The 21180-nt window shown below is 76.3% G+C and carries 17 protein-coding genes; 11 read left to right on the top strand and 6 right to left on the bottom strand.

Annotated features, from left to right (window positions below; all coding sequences use genetic code 11):
- Positions 1-68: 68 nt before the first annotated feature.
- From ACFV3R_RS24000 to ACFV3R_RS23980, 5 genes are all read right to left on the bottom strand, one after another.
- The gene (locus ACFV3R_RS24000; RefSeq protein WP_385586726.1) at positions 69-2897 is read right to left on the bottom strand and encodes an alpha-mannosidase; all 2829 of its coding nucleotides are present in this window, start codon (positions 2895-2897) and stop codon (positions 69-71) included.
- Positions 2898-2985: 88 nt separating this feature from the next.
- The gene (locus tag ACFV3R_RS23995; RefSeq protein ID WP_385586724.1) at positions 2986-4089 is read right to left on the bottom strand and encodes an ABC transporter ATP-binding protein; all 1104 of its coding nucleotides are present in this window, start codon (positions 4087-4089) and stop codon (positions 2986-2988) included.
- Complete coding sequence (locus ACFV3R_RS23990) at positions 4089-4940, bottom strand: carbohydrate ABC transporter permease (protein ID WP_385586721.1); 852 nt, start codon at positions 4938-4940, stop codon at positions 4089-4091. The genes ACFV3R_RS23995 and ACFV3R_RS23990 overlap by 1 nt, the downstream gene beginning before the upstream one ends.
- Positions 4937-5938, bottom strand: a complete 1002-nt coding sequence (locus ACFV3R_RS23985; RefSeq protein WP_385586718.1) for a carbohydrate ABC transporter permease — start codon at positions 5936-5938, stop codon at positions 4937-4939. Before ACFV3R_RS23985 ends, ACFV3R_RS23990 begins: the two co-directional genes overlap by 4 nt.
- Positions 5913-7316 carry an extracellular solute-binding protein gene (locus tag ACFV3R_RS23980; protein ID WP_385586715.1) on the bottom strand — a complete coding sequence of 468 codons (1404 nt, stop codon included), beginning with the start codon at positions 7314-7316 and terminating at the stop codon, positions 5913-5915. The genes ACFV3R_RS23985 and ACFV3R_RS23980 overlap by 26 nt, the downstream gene beginning before the upstream one ends.
- 185 nt (positions 7317-7501) lie before the next feature.
- Between ACFV3R_RS23980 and ACFV3R_RS23975 the strand changes: the two genes are divergently transcribed.
- From ACFV3R_RS23975 to ACFV3R_RS23940, 8 genes are all read left to right on the top strand, one after another.
- On the top strand, positions 7502-7930 hold the full coding sequence (locus tag ACFV3R_RS23975) for a PPOX class F420-dependent oxidoreductase (RefSeq protein WP_385586712.1): 429 nt from the start codon (positions 7502-7504) through the stop codon (positions 7928-7930).
- 139 nt (positions 7931-8069) lie between these two features.
- Positions 8070-8600, top strand: coding sequence for a gamma carbonic anhydrase family protein (locus ACFV3R_RS23970; RefSeq protein ID WP_385586709.1), 531 nt, complete (start codon positions 8070-8072; stop codon positions 8598-8600).
- Between the two features lie 516 nt (positions 8601-9116).
- The gene (locus ACFV3R_RS23965) at positions 9117-10073 is read left to right on the top strand and encodes an ADP-ribosylglycohydrolase family protein (RefSeq protein WP_385586706.1); all 957 of its coding nucleotides are present in this window, start codon (positions 9117-9119) and stop codon (positions 10071-10073) included.
- 217 nt (positions 10074-10290) lie between these two features.
- Positions 10291-11505 (top strand): ADP-ribosylglycohydrolase family protein, encoded by a 1215-nt coding sequence (locus ACFV3R_RS23960; protein ID WP_385586703.1) that lies wholly within the window; start codon positions 10291-10293, stop codon positions 11503-11505.
- A complete protein-coding gene (locus ACFV3R_RS23955) occupies positions 11502-12725 on the top strand; it encodes an ADP-ribosylglycohydrolase family protein (protein ID WP_385586700.1) in 1224 nt (407 codons plus the stop codon). Before ACFV3R_RS23960 ends, ACFV3R_RS23955 begins: the two co-directional genes overlap by 4 nt.
- Positions 12725-14212: an ADP-ribosylglycohydrolase family protein gene (locus ACFV3R_RS23950; protein WP_385586698.1), complete on the top strand. Its 1488-nt coding sequence runs from the start codon at positions 12725-12727 to the stop codon at positions 14210-14212. Before ACFV3R_RS23955 ends, ACFV3R_RS23950 begins: the two co-directional genes overlap by 1 nt.
- The gene (locus ACFV3R_RS23945) at positions 14209-15402 is read left to right on the top strand and encodes a CaiB/BaiF CoA transferase family protein (protein WP_385586695.1); all 1194 of its coding nucleotides are present in this window, start codon (positions 14209-14211) and stop codon (positions 15400-15402) included. The genes ACFV3R_RS23950 and ACFV3R_RS23945 overlap by 4 nt, the downstream gene beginning before the upstream one ends.
- Entirely contained in the window at positions 15399-16244 is an 846-nt protein-coding gene (locus ACFV3R_RS23940) for an HpcH/HpaI aldolase/citrate lyase family protein (RefSeq protein ID WP_385586692.1), read from the top strand. Before ACFV3R_RS23945 ends, ACFV3R_RS23940 begins: the two co-directional genes overlap by 4 nt.
- A gap of 43 nt (positions 16245-16287) precedes the next feature.
- On the opposite strand, the gene ACFV3R_RS23935 is transcribed toward ACFV3R_RS23940, so the two are convergent.
- Complete coding sequence (locus ACFV3R_RS23935; protein WP_385586688.1) at positions 16288-17295, bottom strand: phosphotriesterase; 1008 nt, start codon at positions 17293-17295, stop codon at positions 16288-16290.
- Between the two features lie 223 nt (positions 17296-17518).
- Here ACFV3R_RS23935 and ACFV3R_RS23930 point away from each other — a divergent pair, with 223 nt between their 5' ends.
- From ACFV3R_RS23930 to ACFV3R_RS23920, 3 genes are all read left to right on the top strand, one after another.
- Positions 17519-18550 carry a zinc-binding dehydrogenase gene (locus tag ACFV3R_RS23930; protein ID WP_385586763.1) on the top strand — a complete coding sequence of 344 codons (1032 nt, stop codon included), beginning with the start codon at positions 17519-17521 and terminating at the stop codon, positions 18548-18550.
- Positions 18551-18804: 254 nt separating this feature from the next.
- A complete protein-coding gene (locus tag ACFV3R_RS23925) occupies positions 18805-20076 on the top strand; it encodes a PP2C family protein-serine/threonine phosphatase (RefSeq protein WP_385586686.1) in 1272 nt (423 codons plus the stop codon).
- Positions 20076-21146, top strand: coding sequence for a B12-binding domain-containing protein (locus ACFV3R_RS23920; protein WP_385586683.1), 1071 nt, complete (start codon positions 20076-20078; stop codon positions 21144-21146). The genes ACFV3R_RS23925 and ACFV3R_RS23920 overlap by 1 nt, the downstream gene beginning before the upstream one ends.
- Positions 21147-21180 lie beyond the last annotated feature (34 nt).

Genomic DNA, 21180 nt, shown 5'->3' with positions numbered 1-21180 from the left:
GCGCCCGGGCCGGACACCCTTCGCGCCCACCGGCTCCCGTGCCCCGGCCCGGGAGCGGGAGCCCGGCCTCACCCCCGTCCGAGCCGGAACGTGGCGATCTCCCACGGCCGCAGCCCCACCACCACCGCCTCCCCCTCGACGGCCAGGGCCTCGCCGGCCGCGCCCAGCAGGTCGCAACGGTGGGCCCGGCGCAGGCCGGGCAGGCCCAGCGTCGCGGTGGTGGGGGAGGGGGTCTGGGCGCAGACGCGCACCTCCAGCACTCCCTCCCGCTCCCGCACCGAGCTGAGCACCACCCCCGCACCGGTGAGCCGCAGCCCGGTGCCCGCCGCGGGCAGCTGTGCGGCCGTGGCCGCCGACCCCGAGCGGACCAGCAGCGGGAGCCGGAACACCTCGGCCGCCTCGTGCACGCCCGCCTCCTGCCAGTCGCCCGCATACGGCAGTACGGCCAACTCGACGGTGCGCCGCCCCGGGCACTGCGCCGCCGGCGTCGGCACCTGCGGCCCGGCCGGCTCGTCGCGGTGGGCGTGCCGGTTGCGGGAGATCTGCCCGGTGGACCGCAGCAGGGTGAGCGCCAGCTCCCCGCCGTCGGCCACCACCTCGTACTCCGTCACGTGCTCCAGCAGGACCGCGGCGCCGCCCGCCGCGACGAAGGCGGACGCCGGGAAGGTCGGCAGCGGCTCCTCCCCGAAGCCGCCCTCCGCGCACAACCCCCGCTCAACCACCGCGAACTGCCCCTCGGCGTGGGAGTGCGCGGCGCGGCGGGCCAGCGGGACGTGCAGCCGCACCCGGTGGTCCTCGCAGCGGTTGTCGAAGGAGACCGCGACACGTACGAACCGCTCCCCGGCGCGGAGTTCGACGCGGCAGGTCACCGTCGTGGGCTCACGCTCCGCGGTCCGCCCGTCCCCCGCGAAGTCGCCCGCCGCCGGCCACGCGTAGGCCCGCTCCACCTCGAACGCCGCCACCAGCGGCCCGTCCGCGACACACCGCACCGCCACCCGTTCCGGGCGCCCGACCAGCACGTCGTGGCGGGGCGGCGCGTAGTTGTAGGTGTCGCCCAGGTCGCCGCCGTCCACGATGCGGCCGACGCCGCTGAGCACCGTCTTGTCGGGGGTGCGCAGGGTGAGGGTGCCGTCCTGCGCGACCGCCACCTCCAGCAGGCCGTTGGCCATGGTCCGGGCGGCGCCGTCGGCCAGCACGGGGTGCGCCGCCCCCACGTCCGTCCCGCCCGCCGCGGGACGCACCGCCACGTGTCCGAGCGGGGGAACGGTGACGAGAGCCGCCACCCGCTGCCGCGGCTCCGCCTCGATCACCACCCGCCAGTCGCCCGCTCCCTCCCCGGTCGCGCCCGCCGCCGCCAGCGCCTCGGCGACCTCGCGCACGTCGAAGGGGGACTCGGTGCGGCGGGCGACGGTGAAGTGCAGCAGCCGGTGCTCAGGCTCCACCCGCCAGGCCGTGATCTCCTGCCCGTACAGCTCCACGCCGTGCACCCGGGCCAGCACGGTCGGCAGCCGGTGGCCGGGCACCAGGTCGTCTGCCAGGAGGGTGGCCGCGGCGGCGAGGTGCTGCGTCGGGCGGACCGCGCCCTCGGCGGAGACCAGGTGCACCGGCCCCTCGCCCGCGACGTCCAGTTCGACCAGGGCGGTGCGCGCCGCCGGTGTGGGGTTCAGCACCAGGTGGCCGTCGTGGGGGACGGCCGCGGCCAGCCGGTCACCGGTCATGTCGCTGACCGCCAGACCGAGTTGCTCGGCCTCCGCGGTGCGTGCGGCGACCTGGGCCGCCGTCTCGTCGCAGCCGCAGCCGGTGACCGAGTCGTGGCAGGAGACCTCGATCAGACGGTGCCAGGCCATGTCGAGGAACCGCTGCGCGTCCCCGTCGAACCAGAGGGCGGCCAGCGGCTCCCCGTAGCGCTCCACGGCCCGCTCCGCGCGGGCCATCGCCTGCTTGAGGGGCGCGCGCACCGACAGCACGCCGGGCAGGATGTTGGCGCGCGCGTGGCTGCGCAGCTCGCCCTCGACGACCCGCAGCCCCTCGGTGGCGGTGGGCTGTGCGGCGAAGTACTCGCCGAGCGTGGCCAGGCGCAGCCGCACGCCGCCGGCCTCGGCCGCGGTGGCGTTGTGCCGCTCCACGAGGTCGGCCAGGCCGGCGGCAGGTGCGGTGTGGTCGGAGCCGTACAGGGCGAGGATCGGGGAGCCGTCCGGCCGCCAGGGCCGGAGCCTGGCCGCCACCGCGGCGGCGCGCTCCGCCACCCTCGCCGGATCGTCGAGGAGCCCGGCGGCGTTGCCGTACCCGCCGGCCGCGAGGTACTCGGTGCGCACCGCGGTGCCGTCCGGCGCGGTCCAGGCGAAGGCGTGGGCGTCCACGGCCGCCGGGACGCCGCGCCACAGGCAGGCGTGGTCGACCCCGGCCAGCCGCAGGATCTGCGGCATCTGGGCGCAGTGGCCGAACATGTCGGGCAGGTAGCCCACGCGCATGGCGCCGCCGAACCCGTCACCCCGGCGCAGGCCCCACTCCAGGTTCCGCACGATGTTCTCGCCGGAGCACAGGAACTCGTCGAGCAGGATCTGCCAGGGCCCGACTGCCAGCCGGCCCGCCGCCACCAGCGAGGTCAACTGCTCCCGCGCTTCGGGACGCACCTGGAGGTAGTCGTCCACGGCCACGGCCTGCCCGTCGAGGGTGAAGCGCTGCCGGGGGTCGGCGGCCAGCCGCGGCAGCACCTGGTCGAGCAGCCCCACCAGTTGCAGCCGGAAGCGCTGGAAGGGCAGGTACCACTCGCGGTCCCAGTGGGTGTGGGGAACCACGACCAGCTCGTCGGCGTCGGGCGGGCCGGTGGCCGCCGGGGTGTGCGCGGCGGGGCGTGCGGCGGGTGCGGTGGTCCGGTCCTCCGAGGTGGTGCCCATGGCGTCCTCACTAGGTCGTTCGGTCGCCGCCGCTCCCGGGGCTGCCCGCCGGCGGCGGTCTGTCAGGTCCGCCCGGCGGGCGGGCTCCTCAGGCCGGGACGGCCGCCTGGTCGGCGGCCGGGGTCCCGCCCAGCAGTTCGCCGTCCCGGTAGAGCAGCGCGCGGTCGGCGCGCGGCTGCGCCCAGCCCCGGTCGCCGGGGCGAGGCTCGTGCTCCTCGTCCACCACCACCTGTACGGTCCCGTGCGCGCCCGCCAGGGTCACCAGGTGCGCGCTGCCCAGGTTCTCCACGACCGAGACCTCGCCCGCCCAGGCGCCCGCCGTCTCGCGCTGCGACCAGCGCAGGTACTCCGGCCGGATGCCGTAGACGACCTCCTCGCCCTCCCGCACCGCGCCCGCCGCCGACCCGGGCAGCGGCAGCGGGGTCCCGCCCACCGCCACCGCGCCCTCGCGCACCACCGCGTCCAGCAGGTTCATGGGGGTCGAGCCGATGAAGGAGGCCACGAAGGTGTTGGCGGGGCGGCGGTAGACCTCGGTGGGGGTGCCCACCTGGCGGAGCCGGCCGCCCTCCATCACCGCGATCCGGTCCGCGAGGGCCAGCGCCTCCGCCTGGTCGTGGGTGACGAAGACCGTGGTCACGCCCAGTTCGCGCTGGAGCCGCTTGAGGAAGGTGCGGGCCTCCAGCCGCATCCGGGCGTCCAGGTTGGACAGCGGCTCGTCCAGCAGGAAGACCTGCGGGCGGCAGGCCATCGCCCTCGCGAGCGCGGCGCGTTGCTGCTGGCCGCCGGAGAGCTGGGCCGGGCGGCGGTCGGTGAGGTGCGCGAGCCCCAGTTCGGCCGCCACCGCCGAGGCCTTCGCGGCGCGTTCCGCCTTCCCCGCCTTCCGCACCTTCAGGGGGTAGGCGATGTTCTCCGCGACCGTCATGTGCGGGAAGAGAGCGTAGTCCTGGAAGACCATCGCCACGTCCCGCGCGCCCGGCTGCAGCGCCGTCACGTCGCGACCGCCGATGCTGACGGTGCCCGAGGTGACGTCCTCCAGGCCGGCGACGGCCCGCAGCAGCGTCGACTTGCCGCAGCCGGAGGGGCCGAGCAGGGCGAAGAACTCGCCGTCGGCCACGGTCAGGTCGAGGTCGTCGACCGCGCGCACCCCGCCCGGGTACACCTTGGCGAGCCCGCTCAGGGTCACGTCCGACATCAGGCTTTGATCCCTCCGTGGAAGCGGAACCCGTACCGGCGGCTGACGAAGAGGAACATCAGCACCACCGGCAGGGAGTACAGCAGCGAGAAGGTGGAGATGAGGCCCAGGTCCGGCTGGCCGCCCTCGGTGTAGAAGGTGTACATCACCACCGCGGCCGGCGACCGGTCCGGCGAGCGCAGCAGCAGGAAGGGGATGAGGAAGTTCCCCCACACCTGCGCCACGCTCCACACCCCCACCGTCGCCAGGCCCGGCCGGACCACGGGCACCACCACGTCGCGCAGCACCCGCAGCGGCGAGGCGCCGAAGACCCGAGCCGACTCCTCGTAGGACCGCGGTGTCGCGTCCGTGAAGTCCTTCAGGATGAAGATGGCCGCGGGCAGCAGTCCACCGGTGAGGACGAGGATGACGCCCAGGTAGGAGTCGACCAGCCGCAGGTCGGCGGCGAGCAGGAAGATCGGCACCATCGCCGCGGTACCCGTCACGATCGAGGAGAGCAGCAGCAGGGCGTACAGCAGGGTGTCGCGCCCGGGGACGCGGACCCGGCTCAGCGCGTAGGCGGCGAGCGCGGCCAGCACCACCACCAGCACCGCGCAGCCCACCGCCAGGACCACGGAACTGGCCAGGGAGTTGACGGCGTCGGGGGTGTCCAGCAGGCGCCGGAAGTTGTCCAGCGTGAACCGGGGCACCGAGACGTCGACGCCCGGGTGGCGGTCGAAGGGCGCGGTCGCCAGCCACAGCAGCGGCAGCGCGAAGAACGCCAGCACCAGGGCCACCAGCACGTAGGCACCGACGACCCGCAGGAGGCGGACCACCTCCGGCGCCGCCCCGCTCCCGGATGTGCTCCTCATGCGCTCACCTCCTCCTCAGCCCCGGCCCGCCGTTTGCGGGAGGGGCCGTCCAAAGCGCCGCCGCCCTGGGCCCGCCGTCCCGGCAACCGCAGGTAGACCACCGCGACCACCAGGTTGACCAGCAGCATCAGGAAGGAGACGGCCGCGCCGTAACCGAGCCGGCCGCCGCCCAGAGCGGTGTTGTAGATGAAGACCGGCAGTGTCTCGCTGCGGTGGTCCGGGCCGCCGGCCGTGATCAGGAACGGTGTGAAGTCGTTGAAGGTCCACAGGCTGATCAGCAGCAGGTTGGTCACCACGTGGCCGCGCACCCGCGGCAGGACCACGTCCCACAGCTGCCGCAGGCCACCGGCGCCCGCCAGCCGGGCCGTCTCCAGGTGCGAGCGGGGCACGTTCCCGAGCGCGGCGCCGTAGAGCATCATCGAGAACGCGGTGCCGCGCCAGACGTTGAAGACGACGATCGACAGCATCGGGTGGTCGATCAGCCAGGCCGTGCCCGGGGTGTGCAGGAGGGTGTCCAGGGTGCCGCCGTCCCGGTCGAGGAAGGCGATCCACAGGAACGCCACCACCGAACTCGGCAGGATCCACGCCAGCATCACCAGCGCCTCCAGCAGGACCCGCAGCGGCCCCCGGCGGTCCCGCAGCCACCAGGCCAGCGCGAACCCCAGGCCCGACTGCCCGATCACCGCCGAACCGAGCACGAACAGCAGGGTGAGCCGCAGCGAGGACCAGAACCCGCCGTCCCCCAGCGCGTGGGTGAGGTTGCCGGTCCCCACGAAACCGGGGTCGACGGCGGGGACGCCGGTCAGGCGGTAGTCCGTCGCCCCGAGGTAGAGCGTCCACAGGGCCGGCACCACGAGGAAGAGGGCCACCAGCAGCAGCGCCGGGGCGACGAAGAGCAGCGCGCGGCGCCTACCCAGCCCCGCCGCGTCGGTCGCGGGCGGCCCGCCCCCCGGCTCCCTGGCCGGCCGGGGCTCAGTGGACGACGTGGTCACTGCCACCGGCGACCTCCTCCAGGTTCCGGGCGAACTCCGCCGCCGCGCGGCTCGGGCCGGTCCCCGAGACCACCTGCGCGGTGGCCTCCTGCAGCGCGAGGGAGACGTCCGGGTAGGCGGCCAGCGGCGGCCGGAAGGTGGTGACGGGCAGCGCCTGCCGGGCCGCGAAGGACAGCATCGGGTCCTTCTCCAGCACCTCGGCGTTGACGTCGTCGCGCTCGGTGATCTGCGCGGTGTCGCCCAGGCGCGCCCGCAGGGCCTGCGCCGAGTGCATGAAGGTGAGCAGTTCGAACGCCTGCTGCGGGTGGCGGGTGTGCGGGTTGAGCACGTGCACCGCGCCGCCGGAGAGGCTGACGTGGTCGCGGCCCCCGATCCCCTGACCGGGCGCCCGGGCGGGGACCAGGGTGTACCCGACGTCCCGGTCGCGGTGCGCCATGGGGGCGGTGCCGGTCCCGGGGACGAGGACGTCGCGCCACAGGTAGTCGCTCTCCAGCAGGATGCCCAGCCGGCCCGCGGCGAACATCTCGAAGGAGGTGTCGCGCCCCTTGACCTCCATCTGGAGCCGGGGATCGCCCAGCCCCCCGTGGTAGACCTCGCGGTAGAAGCCGAGCACGGCGCGCAGCCCCGGGGTGTCGCCGTACCAGCGGTCCCCCGAGCTCACCTGCTGCCCGGTGCCCGCCAGCAGCGGCAGCACGCCCTGCATCGTGGTGGCCTCACCCATGGCCGTGCCCGCGTCCACCTGGAGGGGGACGACCTTCTCCAGGCGCTGCAACCGCCGCGCGGCGGCCAGCACGTCCTGCCAGCTCCGCGGCCGCCAGTCGGCGGGCAGCCCCGCACGGCGGAAGAGGGGGCGGTGGTAGAAGAGCACCCGGGCGTCGGTGCCGGCCGGGATGCCGTACAGTCGGCCCTGGAACCGGGCCAGGGCGCGCACCTGCTCGTTGACCTGGCGCCAGCCCTCCCAGGCGTCGACAGCCGCGCCCGCCACCTCGTGCAGCGGGCTGATGTAGCGGGCCTGCGCGAACTCCCCGACCCAGGTGCCGTCCAGCGACATCACGTCGGCGCCGGCCCGTGCTTTGAGGTCCAGGGCGAGCCGCGTCTTGTACTGCTCGTCGTCGACGCCGCTGGGCTGGAAGGCCACCCGCACCCGCACCCCCTTGGCGGCCTGCGCCCGGACGAAACGGGGGATGAGCCAGCGGGTGACCCAGTCCGCCTCCTCGGCGTTCTTGCCGCCGGAGACCGCGTTGCTGGTGACGGTCAGTGCCACCTCGCCACCGTCGCCGGTGTCCCGGGTGAGGTCCAGGGCGCTGCCGCACCCGCCGAGCACCAGCGAGCCGGCGCCGAGGACGGCAGCGGCCACCGCGGTGCGTCGTGCGATCACTGCCATCAGCGCCTCCTCGCGCCAAAGATCGTTCGGGCAGGTTGGCACGGCGCCCGGCCGCTGGGAAGACCGCCTGCACGGGTTTTCCCGCACCGGGGCCCCGCCCGCCGTGCCGACCACTGGGGCGTGGCGCGGTCCGCTCTCCGCGCGCCGTCCACCGCCCGCGCCGCGAGACGGCGCACGATGGGCCCATGGCACGCACGATGAGCAGCAGCGAGTGGCAGGCGTTCGTCTCCGAGGGCACCCGCACCGCGAAGGTGGCCACCGTCCGCGCGGACGGCCGGCCGCACGTCGCCCCGGTGTGGTTCGTGCTCGACGGTGACACCGTCGTCCTGATGACCGGCCAGGAGACCGTGAAGGGACGGAACCTGACGCGCGACCCGCGGATGGCGCTCTGCGTCGACGACGAGCGCCCGCCCTTCGCCTTCGTCACCCTGGAGGGCCGGGCCGAACTGAGCGAGGACCTCGACGCGATGCGGCTGTGGGCCACCCGTATCGCCGCCCGCTACGTGGGTGCCGAGGAGGCGGAGACCTTCGGGGCACGCAACGCCGTGCCCGGTGAACTCCTGGTGCGGATCAGGGTCGAGCGGGCCGTGGCGGTGACGGACCTGACCGACTGACCCGCGCCCCGGACCCCTCGCCCGCCCCGCGACCTGCGCAAGGACCCCGGGGGCGGGGGAGCCCCGCCCGCGCACGTCGTCTACGGTGCACACCGGCGGCGAGGTGCGGCCGGTGGACGAGGAGCTGAGGAGCGGGGACATGGCGGACGAGGCACTGGTGCGGCGGATCGGGGACCACACGCCGCGCATCGCCGACGGGGCGTTCCTCGCCCCGACCAGCGTGGTGCTGGGCGACGTCGAGGTGGCCGAGGGGGCCGGCGTCTGGTACCAGAGCGTGCTGCGGGGCGACGGCGGTCCCATCCGGATCGGCGCCGGCAGCAACATCCAGGACAACTGCACCGTGCACGTCGACCCGGGCTTCCCGGTCACCGTGGGGCAGCGGGTCAGCGTCGGTCACAACGCGGTTCTGCACGGCTGTGTGATCGAGGACGACGTCCTGGTGGGCATGGGCGCCACGGTGCTCAACGGCGCCCACGTCGGGGCCGGTTCACTGGTCGCCGCGCAGGCCCTGGTCCCGCAGGGGATGCAGGTGCCGCCGGGTTCGCTGGTGGCCGGAGTGCCGGCGAAGGTCAAGCGCCCCCTCACCGACGAGGAGCGCGAGCACATCCGGCTCAACGCCGAGGTCTACCTCCAGCTGGCCGAACAGCACCGGGCGGACCTGAAGGACTGAGCAGGCCGCCCGCCCGGCCACCGGCCCGCTCCTCCCGGGCGCCGGACCCGCGCCCGCGCCCCGCCCAGGACCCGGTACCCGCCCGCGCGACGGCCACCGGCCCGCCACCCTGCGCCCCGCCCGGGTCGCCCGGCCACCCCGGGTGCGGCGGCCCGGTGGTGGCGGGCCGCCGGGGAAACGGGTGCGCGTCACCATCCTTGAGTGGGAAACCCGGCCGAAACGCCGGTAGACCTCCCCGGCGCAGGGAACCGTCCCCCCGCAGTCGTGCGCGAGCGCGGCAGAGGGGAGAGACGGCATGCCGGACGACAAACCCACCTTCGTGACGGGCCCCCTGCTGTGAGCGCCGGACCTCAGGCCCCGCCGGCACCGGCCTCCGGGACAGCGCCGCGCCCCGGCCACGACACCCCCCGTGCCGCGTCGTGCTCCGGGCGGCGGCCACCGTCCGCGTCGGCCGGGGAGCGGCCCGGGCCGGGGACGGCGCGTGACCGGGCGCGGGGCGCGATGCTCGGCCTTGCCGTGGGCGACGCCCTGGGAGCGCCCGCCGAGAACCTCAAGCCCTCGCAGATCAGGGCACGCTGGGGGCGGATCGAGGGCTTCGTCGCCGACGACCCGGCGGGCACCGACGACACCGAGTACGCGATCTTCTCCGGCCTGCTGCTGGCCCGCCATGGCGCGGCCCTGACGGTGGGACACGTCGAGGCGGCCTGGCACGAGTGGATCGCCGACCGGAACGAGGGACCCTTCCGGGGCGCCGGCTTCAGCGAACGCGGCACCCTGGAGAACCTCCGCAGGGGCCTGGCCGCCCCCATCACCGCGCAGCACCGGCACGCCTGGAGCGACGGACTGGCGATGCGCGCGGCACCCTTCGGGGTCTTCGCCGCCGGGCGCCCCGCGGAGGCCGCACGGCTGGTGGCCGTCGACGGCACCGTCTCCCACGAGGGGGAGGGCGTGCACGGCGGCCGGGCGGTGGCCGCGGGCGTGGCGGCGGCGATGGTGGGCGAGGGACCCGAGCAGGTGGTGGCGGCGGCGCTGTCGGTGGTGCCGGCCGACTCCTGGACCGCCCGCACCCTGCACCGGGCCGTCACCGCCGCCCGCGAGGCCAGGTACCGGCCGGACGCCACCCAGCTTTCGGTGGAGCGGGCGGTGCGCTCCGCGACCGTCGTGGGCGGCTACCCGTGGCCGGATCTCGCGCCGGAGGCCGTCGGCCTGGCCTTCGGCGCGTTCCTCGCCTCCGACGGGGAGTTCGCGCCCTCCGTCCTGACCGCCGTGAACATGGGCCGCGACGCCGACACCACCGCCGCCGTGGCCGGCGCGCTCGCAGGCGCCCTGCGGGGAGAGGCGGCGATCCCCCGGGAGTGGGGCGAGGCCATCCGGCCCGCAAGGGGGAGCTGCCTGCCGTCCATGGCGGGCCGTCACGTGGTGGACATCGCCGACCGGCTCCTGGAGCCCGCCGCCGGTGGAGCGGGCGCGTGACCGCCTCCCCGGCCGGTCGCCCCGCCCCGGTCGTCCGCACCGCCGCCCCGCCCGGGGCCTCGGGCCGGTCCGTCCCACCGCGCCCGCCTGCCACGCCGGGACCGTCCGCCACTCCGCGTCCCCCTGCCCCGCCGCCTCTTCCGGTCCCGCCGTCTCTCCCCGTCACGCCGTCTCTCCCCGTCCCGCCGCGTCTCCCCGTCACGGAAGGGCCCGCCGCATGACGCCGCTCTCCGCCCCCGGGACGGTCACGCCGACCCCGGTCCCCGCACAGCCCTCGCCGGAGGCGGTGGGCCGGGTGACCGGTCTGCTCCTGGGCATCGCCGCCGGAGACGCCGCGGGCTGGCCCGCCGGGCGCCACCGGGCCACCCAACTGCCGGACTGGACCCGGCGGCTGACGCGCGAGCTGGACACCTTCGCCGAGCAGAACGCCACCACCACCCTGCCGGTCCCCATCGCCCTCAACCAACCGCCCGAGCCGCTCCTGCTGGGCCCCTCCGACGACGCCGAGTGGGCCGCGTTCACCGCCCTGGCCGTCCTCGCCGCAACCGGTGGGGAGGGCCGTCCGCCCACCGGCCCGCAGGTGCGTGCCGCCCTGTCGCTGGCCTGGCAGGGACTGGCCGAGGAGGTGGCCGCCGCCGCGCACCACGCCGACGAGATCGAGTCGGCCCGCATCCCGCTGCGGGCCCGGATCTCGGTGCGGGCCGGGCTGGGCAACCTCGCCGCCGGGCTGCTGCCGCCGGCCACCGGACACGACAACCCCCACTACTTCGACGACGCGGCCTGCGTCCGCGGCTGCGTCCTGGCCGTCCTCCACCCCGGCGACCCCGGCGCCGCCGCAGACCTGGCCGAGTTCGACGCCCGCTACACCCAGGACGGCGACGGGGTCCTGGGCGCACGCGCCATGGCCGCCGCGGTGGCTCTGGCGCTCGCCGGCCACGGCGTCGACGCCTGTGTGGACGCGGCGCTCGGACAACTGCCGGCGGGCACCGAGATCCGCCGCAACGCCGAACGCGCGGTGGAGCTGGGCCGGACGGCCGCCGCCGCCCGGCCGGGCGCCGCCGGCAACGCCTTCGCGCTGGTGCCGGTCCTGGAGCACGAGATCGTCGACCACGTCTACAGCTACGGCATCGCCGCCGCCGAGACGGTCCCGGTGGCGCTCGCCGTCGTCACCGCGGCCTCCGGCGCGATCGCCGAGGCGGTGCCCACCACTGCCTGCCTCTCCCGCGTCGCCGACTCCGCGCCCGCCCTCGCCGGTGCCCTGACCGGAGCCCTGCAGGGTGCCGAAGCGCTGCCGGCGACCTGGCGGGAGGCGTGCCGCCGGCTCGCCGGGTGCGCCCTGCCCCAGCTCGCCGGCACCGACCTCGTCGACACCGCCCGCCGCCTCACCCGCACCGCGCCCACCCGCCCCGCCACGGAAGGACCCCGCCCGTGACCACGCCGGCCTCCCCGCCCGCACCACGCCCGACCCCACCGCCCGCCCCCGTCCCGGCGGCCCCGCGCAGCCCGGCGCACGTCTCCCTGGCGGACCGCGCGGCCGGGGTGCTGGTCGGCGCCGCCGTCGGCGACGCGCTGGGCGGCCCCGTGGAGGGATGGACGCCGGAGGCCATCGCCGCCCGCCACGGCGGGCGCGTGAAGGGCATCGTCGGGCCCTTCCACGGGGAGGACTGGCGCACCGCACGCCCCCTCGCGCCCTACCACAAGGGTGACGGGCACGTCACCGACGACACCCTGATGACGCACGCCCTGGTGCGCGTCTACGAGAAGGTCCGCGACCACCTCGACGCCTACTCCGTCGCCGAGCACCTCGTCCCCGACCTGATCACCACCCCCCGCTGGATTCCCGAACTCGAAGCCGAGGCGCTGCCGTTGCAGCGGATCTTCCTCGCCGAGAAGTGGATCGTCGCCCGCATCCACTACGGCCACGTCGACCCGCGCGAGGCCGGCGCGGGGAACATCGTCAACTGCGGTGCCGCGATGTACATGGCGCCCGTCGGCGTGGTCAACGCCGGCAACCCGGCAGGCGCCTACGCCGAGGCGCTGGACATCGCCGGCGCCCACCAGTCCTCCTACGGCAGGGAGGCGGCCGGTGTCCTGGCGGCGGCCGTCGCCGCCGCCTGCACGCCGGGCGCCACCGCCGAGTCCGTCGTCGCAGAAGCCCTCGCGCTGGCCAAGGACGGCACGCGCGCCGCGATCGAGGCCGTCTGCGAGACGGCCCGCCGCTACCAGGACTTCGAGGACGCCCTCGGGCCCCTGCGGGAGGCCGTGGCCCCCTTCGACACCGTCGGGCCCGACTACCGCAACCCCTCGCTGGGCGCCCGCCGTCCGTCCCGGCTGCACGCGATCGAGGAACTGCCCGTCGCGCTCGGCATGCTGCTGGTGGGCGGGGGCGACTACCGGCGCACCGTCCTCGGCTCGGTCAACTACGGCCGGGACTGCGACTCCATCGCCACGATGAGCGGCGCCCTGGTCGGTGCCCTGCACGGCGAGGCCGCGGTGCCCGGCGAGTGGAGCCGGGAGGTGGCCCGCGCAAGTCGCCTGGACCTGACCGGCCCGGCCCGGCGCCTGGCCGCGGTCGCCCGGGGGGTGCACGCCCGTGACGTGCGGCGGCGCCGCCACCACGAGGCGGTGTTCCACGCCCTCGCGGAGTCCTGATGGCCACCGCCACCCTGCGCCTGACCTGGGTGCAACCCGAGGACCTGGTCGGCCACGAACTGCGCCAGGCGGAACTGGACGGCCGGCCCGCGGCACAGCTGCGCGCACGCTGGCTCGCCGCCGGCGGACACCTCGCGCCGCCGCGGGCCGGCGCCTCCGCCGCACCCGCCGACCCGGCCCTGCGCACCCTGGCCGGCCACCTGCTGGACGAACTCGCCGCCCTGCCACACCCCAGGGCGGCCGACGAACCCACCGACCTGGCCGCGATCCGCTCCGCCGCACCCGCCTGGCCATCCCCGACGCGGGACGGCCGGCGCACCCCGGCCGCGCTCACCGAGCCTCTGCACGCGGCCTGGCTGGGCCGCGCCGTCGGCTGTGTCCTGGGTAAACCGGTGGAGAAGATGACCCTCACCGGCATCCGGGCCGTCGCCCGCGCCACCAACAACTGGCCGCTGCACACCTGGTTCACCGAGGTGGGGCTGGACGCCGACACCGCCCGCGCCCACCCCTGGAACCGCCGCTCCCGCCCCACCTGCCTGGCCGAGAACATCGACGGCGCCCCCGAGGACGACGACCTCGACTACCCCCTGCTCGGCCTCCTGCTGCTGCAACGCCACGGCCGCGGCTTCACCACCGCCGACGTCGCCCAAACGTGGCTGGCGGAACTGCCGGCCGGCCGCACCTTCACCGCCGAACGCATCGCCTACCGCAACCTGCTGAGCGGTCTGGAGCCTCCCGCCACCGCCACCCACCGCAACCCCTTCCGCGAATGGATCGGCGCGCAGATCCGGGCCGACGTCTTCGGCTGGACCTCACCCGGCGACCCGGCGACCGCTGCCGAACTCGCCCACCGGGACGCGGTGCTCAGCCACACCGGCAACGGCGTGTACGGCGCGATGTTCACCGCCGCGACCCTCGCCCTCGCCGCCGGTGGCCGGGCGGACGTGCACGACTGCCTCCGCGCCGGCCTCTCCGTCCTGCCCGCGCGCTCCGGCCTGGCCGAGGCCGTCCGCTTCGGCATCGCGACCGCCCGCGCCGAACCCGGCGGCGACGCCGCCTTCGAGCGGGTCGTGGACCGGCTGCACGCCCGCTACCGCCGCCACCACTGGGTGCACGTCCTGCCCAACGCCGCCCTGGTGGCGGCAGCCCTCACGCACGCCGACGGCGACTTCTCCGCCGCCGTGTGCCGCGTGGTCTCCGGCGGCTGGGACACCGACTCCAACGGCGCCACCGTCGGCTCGGTGGCCGGACTGCTGGCGGGCACCCCGGAGGCGATCGGCCGGCGCTGGACCGCCCCGCTGCGCAACCGGCTCGCCACCACCGTCCGCGGGTTCGACGGCGTCGGCTTCGACGTGCTCGCCCGCCTCACCGCGGAAGCGGCCGCACCACCCGGCGGTGAGACGCCGACGCCCCGCACCCGCCCGGCAGACCGGCACCGGCCCTCCCCGCCCGCCCGGCGCCTGACCGACCGCGAAGGAGCCCGATGACCCCGCCCGCCCCGCTGCACGGCCTGCGCGTCCTGGACCTGGCGACGCTCTTCGCCGGGCCGCTGGCCGCCACCCTGCTCGGCGACTTCGGCGCCGAGGTGATCAAGGTCGAGCACCCGGCGAAACCCGACCCCTCCCGCGGGCACGGCCCCGCCAAGGACGGCGTCGGCCTGTGGTGGAAGCACCTCGGCCGCAACAAACGCACTCTCACCCTGGACCTCTCCCGGCCCGCGGGGCGCGAGCTGCTGCTGCGCCTCGCCGCGGACACCGACGTCGTGGTGGAGAACTTCCGTCCCGGCACGCTGGAGAAGTGGGGCCTGGGCTGGGAGGAGCTGTCGGCCGCCAACCCCAGCCTGGTACTCGCCCGCGTCACCGGCTTCGGCCAGTTCGGCCCCTACTCCCGCCGGCCCGGCTTCGGCACCCTCGCCGAGGCCATGAGCGGCTTCGCCGCGGTCACCGGCGAACCCGACGGCCCGCCGACGCTTCCCCCCTTCGGCCTCGCCGACACGGTCGCCGCCCTGGCCACCGCCTACGCCGTCATGACGGCCCTCGCCGGCCGGGACCGCACCGGCCGCGGCCAGGTCGTCGACACCGCCCTCATCGAGACCATGCTCGCCGTCCTCGGACCGCAGATCACCTGGTACGACCAGCTCGGCCACGTCCAGGCCCGCACCGGCAACCGCTCCGCCAACAACGCCCCGCGCAACCTCTACCGCACCCGGGACGGCAGGTGGGTGGCGGTCTCCACCTCCGCCCAGTCCGTCGCCACCCGCGTGGTCACCCTGGTCGGCCGCCCCGACTTCGCCGACCGCGACTGGTTCGCCACCGGCGCCGGCCGCGCCGCGCACGCCGGCGAACTCGACGCGGCCGTGGGCTCCTGGATCGCCGCCCGCGACCAGGCAGAGGTGGTCGCCGCCTTCGAGAAGGCCGAGGCGGCCGTCGCTCCCGTCTACGACATCCGCGACGTCCTCGCCGACGAGCAGTACCGGGCGTTGGGCACCGTGGCCGAGGTACCCGACGAGGAACTGGGCACGGTGAAGATGCAGAACGTCCTCTTCCGCCTCTCCGCCACGCCCGGCGCGATCCGCTGGGCCGGACGCCCGCACGGCGCGGACACCGACGCCGTCCTGCGCGAACTGGGCGTACCCGCCGCACGGATCGGCGAACTCCGGGCGGAGGGCGTCCTGTGAACCACCCCTGCCGCCCCCACGACACCTGGCTGACCTGGCTCTACGCCCCCGGCGACCAGCCGCGCAAGGTGGCCGGCGCCCTGACCGCGGGAGCCGACGTCGTCCTGGTGGACCTGGAGGACGCGGTCCCCGCCGACCGCAAGCGCTACGCCCTGGACGCCACCGCCGAACTCCTCAGCCAGGAGCAGCCCGTCCCGGTGCACGTCCGCATCAACGCCCTCGACGGACCGCTGGCCCGCCGGGAGGCGTGCACCCTCGCCCCGCTCCCCGGCTGCGGCGGGCTGCGGCTGCCCAAGGTGCACGGACCGCGTGAGGTCCACCGGGTCGCGGACTGGGTGGCGCAGGCCGGGGCTCCGCCGCTGTACGCCCTGCTGGAGAGTGCCGCGGGCGTCGAACACGCCTACGCCGTCGCCACCTGTCACCCCGCCCTCGCCGGCATCGCCCTGGGCGAGGCCGACCTCCGCGCCGACCTCGGGGTCACCGAGGAGGCGGCCCTGGCCTGGCCACGCAGCCGGGTCGTGGTGGCGGCCCGTGCCGCCGCGCTGCCACCCCCCGTCCAGTCCGTCCACCCCGACGTCCGCGACACCGAGGGGCTGGCGCGCTCCTGCGCCGCCGGAAGAGCGCTGGGCTTCCTGGGCCGGGCAGCCATCCACCCCCGTCAACTCCCGGTCATCGAGGCCGCGTTCCTGCCCGGGGCCACCGAGATCGCCGCGGCCGAGGAGATCGTGGCGGCGGCCGCCGGCGACGCGGGCGCGCTCGCCCTGCCCGACGGCCGGTTCGTGGACGCGGCCGTCGTGGTCGGGGCCCGCCGCACCCTGGCACTCGCGCGGCGGACGGGGTGAGGAGCACCGCCCGGCAGCGAGGGAGGGCCCGGGGCCGGCCCGCTCACCCGCCAGCCAGCCACCGCTGCGGGTTGGCCACCAGCATGGCGTCGACGTCCCGCTGTGCCACGCCCCGCTCCCGCAGCGCCGGCACCACGTTGCGCAGTACGTGGAGGTAGTGCCAGTTCGGCAGCGCCGCCATCGCCTGCGGCGGCAGCCAGTCGATGTGGCAGGAGGCGTCCTGGGAGAGCACCATGCTGCCGGCCAGGCCGCGCCGGCACAGCTCCACGACCACCCCCACCCGGTCCTCGAAGCTCACCGAGGTCTCCAGCCCGAACCGGTCCATGCCCAGCCAGAACCCCCGCTCCGCGAGGGCGGCCAGATGGTCCGCGTCGGTGCTGTCGCCGCTGTGCGCCAGCAGTACCCGCTCCGGCGCCACCCCCTCCCCGCCCAGGACGCGGGCGACCTCCAGCCCGGTCCGGGAGGCGGGGTGGGTGTGGACCATCACCGGCGCCCCCGTCTCCCGGTGCGCCCCGGCGACGGCCCGCAGGATCCGCTCCACGCCCTCCGTCAGCCCCGGCCGGTCGATCGCGCACTTCAGGAACGCCGCCCGGATGCCGGTGCCCTGCACGCCCTCGCGGAGGTCGCGGACGAACAGCTCCGTCATCGGGTCCGGCCGCCCCGGGCCGGCCAGCCGGTGGGCGAAGTAGTGCGGAACCTCGGTGTAGGTGTAGATGCCCGTAGCCACCAGGATGTTCAGGCCCGGCACCTGCTCGGCGACGCGCCGCACCCGGGCCACGTTCCGGCCCAGTCCGTCGACGGTGGGGTCGGCGACGGTGCTCACGCCGGCGTCCCGCAGCTCCCGAAGCCGCCGCACCGCCTCGGCGACGTGCGCCTCCTCGTCCCAGCCCTCCCACTCCCAGTTGGCCTGGCTGTCGGGGGTGAGGACGAAGAGGTGCTCGTGCGTCAGGGTGGTGCCCAGCGCCGCGACGGGCACCGGTCCGAGCACGGACTCCACCACGGCCCCGGTGTCCTCGGCCCGCCGCGTCCCCGCGCCACCGCTCGCGCTCATCCCGTTCACTCCTCACCTCTCGGACGACGGCCGACCGACCGCCTGGTCTGTACCCTCCATCCCACCATTCGCCCTCGGGCCCAACGCAAGGGACGTGCGCCGTCCGCCGCGACCGGTCCTCGCCCAAGGACCCCGCCCCCGTGTCCCGCCGCGCCACCGTGAGAGGGTCCACGACCAGGGCGGCGACGGCATCGGCCGGCCGGTGAGGAACGAGGAGGCAGCCGTGCGGGCAGTGGTGGTGGAGGAGTTCGGCCGGACACCGGTGGTGCGTGAGGTGCCCGACCCGGTGCCCTCCCGCGGCGGCGTGGTCGTCCGGGTCGAGGCGACCGGGCTGTGCCGCAGCGACTGGCACGGCTGGCAGGGCCACGACGAGGACATCACCCTGCCGCACGTCCCCGGACACGAGCTGGCGGGCCGGATAGCGGCCGTCGGGGAGGACGTCGCCGACTGGCGGGTGGGGGACCGGGTGACGGTGCCCTTCGTCTGTGCCTGCGGCAGGTGCGCGGCCTGCGCCGCCGGCGAGCAGCAGGTGTGCGAGCGGCAGGAGCAGCCGGGCTTCACCCACTGGGGCTCCTTCGCCGAACTGGTCGCCGTCCACCGCGCAGACCTCAACCTGGTGGCGCTGCCCGAGGGCATGGCGCCGGCCACCGCGGCGGCGCTCGGCTGCCGGTTCGCCACCTCCTACCGAGCGGTCCTCGCCCAGGGCGGGGCACGGCCCGGCGAATGGGTGGCGGTCCACGGGTGCGGCGGGGTAGGGCTGTCGGCGGTGATGGTCGCGGTGGCCGCCGGCGCCCGCGTGGTCGCCGTCGACGTCAGCGAGCAGGCGCTGGACCTGGCGCGGGAACTGGGCGCCGCCGCGTGCGTCGAGGCCACCGCGGCCACGGACACCGGGGCCGCAGTCCGCCAGGCCACCGGCGGCGGGGCCCACGTCTCCCTCGACGCGCTCGGTTCGGCGGCGACCTGCCGCGCCTCCGTGGAGAGCCTGCGCCGCGGCGGCCGGCACGTACAGGTGGGGCTCCTGCCCGCGGGCGGCACCGCCGTCCCCATGGACCGGGTGGTCGCCCTCGAACTGCGCCTCCTCGGCAGCCACGGCATGGCCGCCCACGCCTACCCCGAGATGATGCGGCAGGTGGCCGCGGGCACGCTGCGCCCCGACCGCCTGGTGCGCCGGACCCTCACCCTGGACCAGGCCCCCGCGGCGCTCGCCGCCATGGACGACGGCACGGCACCCGGCGTCACCGTCATCACCCCCTGACCCGCCCCCCGCACCCGACGCCGGGGCGGGGGCGAGGGCCGCGCACCACCCCGGCGCACCGCGACGAATATCGCGCCCGGGGCCCCTGACGTAGCGTGGAGGCGGAGCCAGGGAGCCGGACCGCCGGATACCGTGCCCCGCCGTCCGGCCGCCTGGAGGAGGGGAGCAGCCGCTATGACCGGAGGCACGGTGACGCCCCCGGCCGCCGAGGCCCCCTCCCCTGCGGAGGCCCCCCGACGTGCCGCGCACGGGAGGTGAGTCCCACGCCGGACGCAGAGAGCGCCCTGCGGGCCGAACGCCACCGCACGGCCTTCCTGGAGGAGACGGGCCGCAGGATCGGAGCCTCGCTGCACCCCGCCCGCACCGCCCGGGCCGTGGCGCGGGCGGCGCTGCCGCTGCTGGCGGACACCGCGGTCGTCGTCCTCCCGGTGGCGGGCAGGCGCGCCTCGTGGCACCGCGCCGGGCCCGGGGACCGGGAGGAGAGCGGCCAGGTGGGCGCGGAGGAGCTGACAGGCGTCCCGCAGCTCCTCGACGCCCTGTCCGGCGCCGAGGGCCCCGCACATCCCTTCCCCGCCGCCGCCCTGGCCCCCCTCGCGCCGCTGCTGCCGGACGCCGAGGGGCAGGCGCTGGCCCTCCCGCTGGCCGGCAACGGGGTGAGCGCCGGAGCCCTGCTGCTGGTCCGTGCGGGACGGCCGGCGCCCGACGAGGCCGACCTCGCCCTGGCCCGGCGCTTCACCGACCGGGCCGGACCCGCGCTGGCCACGGCCCTCCTCTACGCCCAGCAGGCCCGCACCACGGCTGCCGTACAGGCCCACCTGACGCCCTCACCGCTCCCGGCGGCGGACGGCGTGCGGCTGGGCGCGGCGTACCGGCCGGCCGCCGAGTCGCTGCGGGTCAGCGGCGACTTCTACCACGTCACCGCCGACCCGGCCGGAGTGTCCTTCTTCTTCGGTGACGTGTGCGGCAAGGGCCCGGAGGCGGCCGTGCGGGCCGGCATGGTCCGCCAGAGCCTGCGCGTGCTCACCCTCGCCGACGCCGCCCCCACCGCCCAACTCGACCTCCTCAACCGTGCCCTGCTGGCGGACGAGGCCCCGTTCACCACCCTGGTGACCGGTACCGCACGCCCCGCACGCGGTGGCGGGCTCGCCGTCGCCACGGCCGGCGGCGGTCACCTGCCGCCCCTGGTCCTGCGGGCGGACGGCGGCGTCGAGGAGGTGGGCCTGGAGGGCACGCTGGTGGGCGTCCTGCCCGACGCCGACTTCGACCTGACCCGCACCCACCTGGCCCCCGGGGAGAGCATGGTCCTCTACAGCGACGGCGTCACCGAGGCCCGCGGCGGCCCCACCGGCGAGGAGTTCTACGGCGAGGAGCGGCTGGCCAGGGACCTCGCCGAAGGAGCGGGCATGCCGGCCGCCACCCTCGCCGAACGGGTGGAGATGCTCACCACCCACTGGCTCGCCGGCCGGGACCACGACGACATCGCCGTGCTGGTGCTCCAGGCGCCGGCCGGGCCCGGGGACCACTGATGACCTCCGGCGCGCCCCACGTCACCCCCGCCGACCGGTCGGCGTTCGGCGACTGCCTGGCCCGGGCCGACGAGCGCGCCGCGCTGGCCCTCGTCGACCGGCTGCTGACGGCGGGCGTGGCCGCCCAGGACGTGCTGCTGGACCTCGTGGCACCCGGTCAGACGCAGATCGGCACGCGCTGGGCGGAGAACGAGTGGACCGTCGCCCAGGAGCACGCCGCCACCTCCGTCAGCGAGGCCTGCGTGGTGGCGATCTCCGGCGCACCGCACCCGCCGGCCGACAGCGGCCAGGTCGTGGTGGCGTGCAGCGACGGCGAGTGGCACACCCTCCCGGCCAGGCTGCTCACCGAGGTGCTGCGGCTCAACGGCTTCGACGCCCGGTTCCTGGGCGGCCACGTGCCCGCCGCCCGGCTGGTCTCCGACCTCCACCAGAACGGTCCCGACCTGGTGGCGATCTCCTGCACCCTCTCCGTCCGGCTGCCCCTGGCCCACGCCCTGGTCACCGCCGTCCGCCGCAGCGGCTGCCCCGTTCTGGCGGGCGGCGCCGGGTTCGGACCGGACGGGGTCTGGGCCCGCAGCATCGGCGCGGACCTCTACGCCCGGGACGCCGCCGCGGCCGCGGAACTGCTGCGAAGGCGGTGGCCGCCCCGCCTCGCCGCCCACGACTCCTCGACCGCCCCGGAGGCCGCCGAGGCCTACCACTGGTTCACCCGCAACCGCTCCAGGCTGCTGACGGACCTCGGTGGCGGCGCCGGCGGCCGCTTCCCCGGCACCCGCCTGCCCGGCGGGGAAGGCGAGGCGACGGCACAGAACATCGGTTACCTGGTGGACGCCCTGGCCGCCGCCGTGTACGTCGACGACGACACGATCCTCACCGACTATCTGGTCTTCCTCCACCGGCTGCTGGTCGCCAAGGAGGAGGACACCCGCCGGCTCCACAGCGTCCTCACCCGCCTCGCCGACCTGGTCCGCGAGGTGCCCCGGCTGCACGAGGCGGCGGAGCGGGCGCGCCGCAGGTACCAGGCCGAGCGCGAAGCGGAGGGGGGCGCACCGGGAGGCGGTGGGGCCTGACGCGGCGCCGGGCCGCGGTGCGGGAGCAGGGAGG

Origin of the sequence: Streptomyces sp. NPDC059740 (assembly GCF_042733155.1) — a bacterium.
GTDB lineage: Bacteria > Actinomycetota > Actinomycetes > Streptomycetales > Streptomycetaceae > Streptomyces.
Note: the sequence above shows the minus strand (reverse complement) of the source record. Positions and strands in the feature narration are given on the sequence as shown.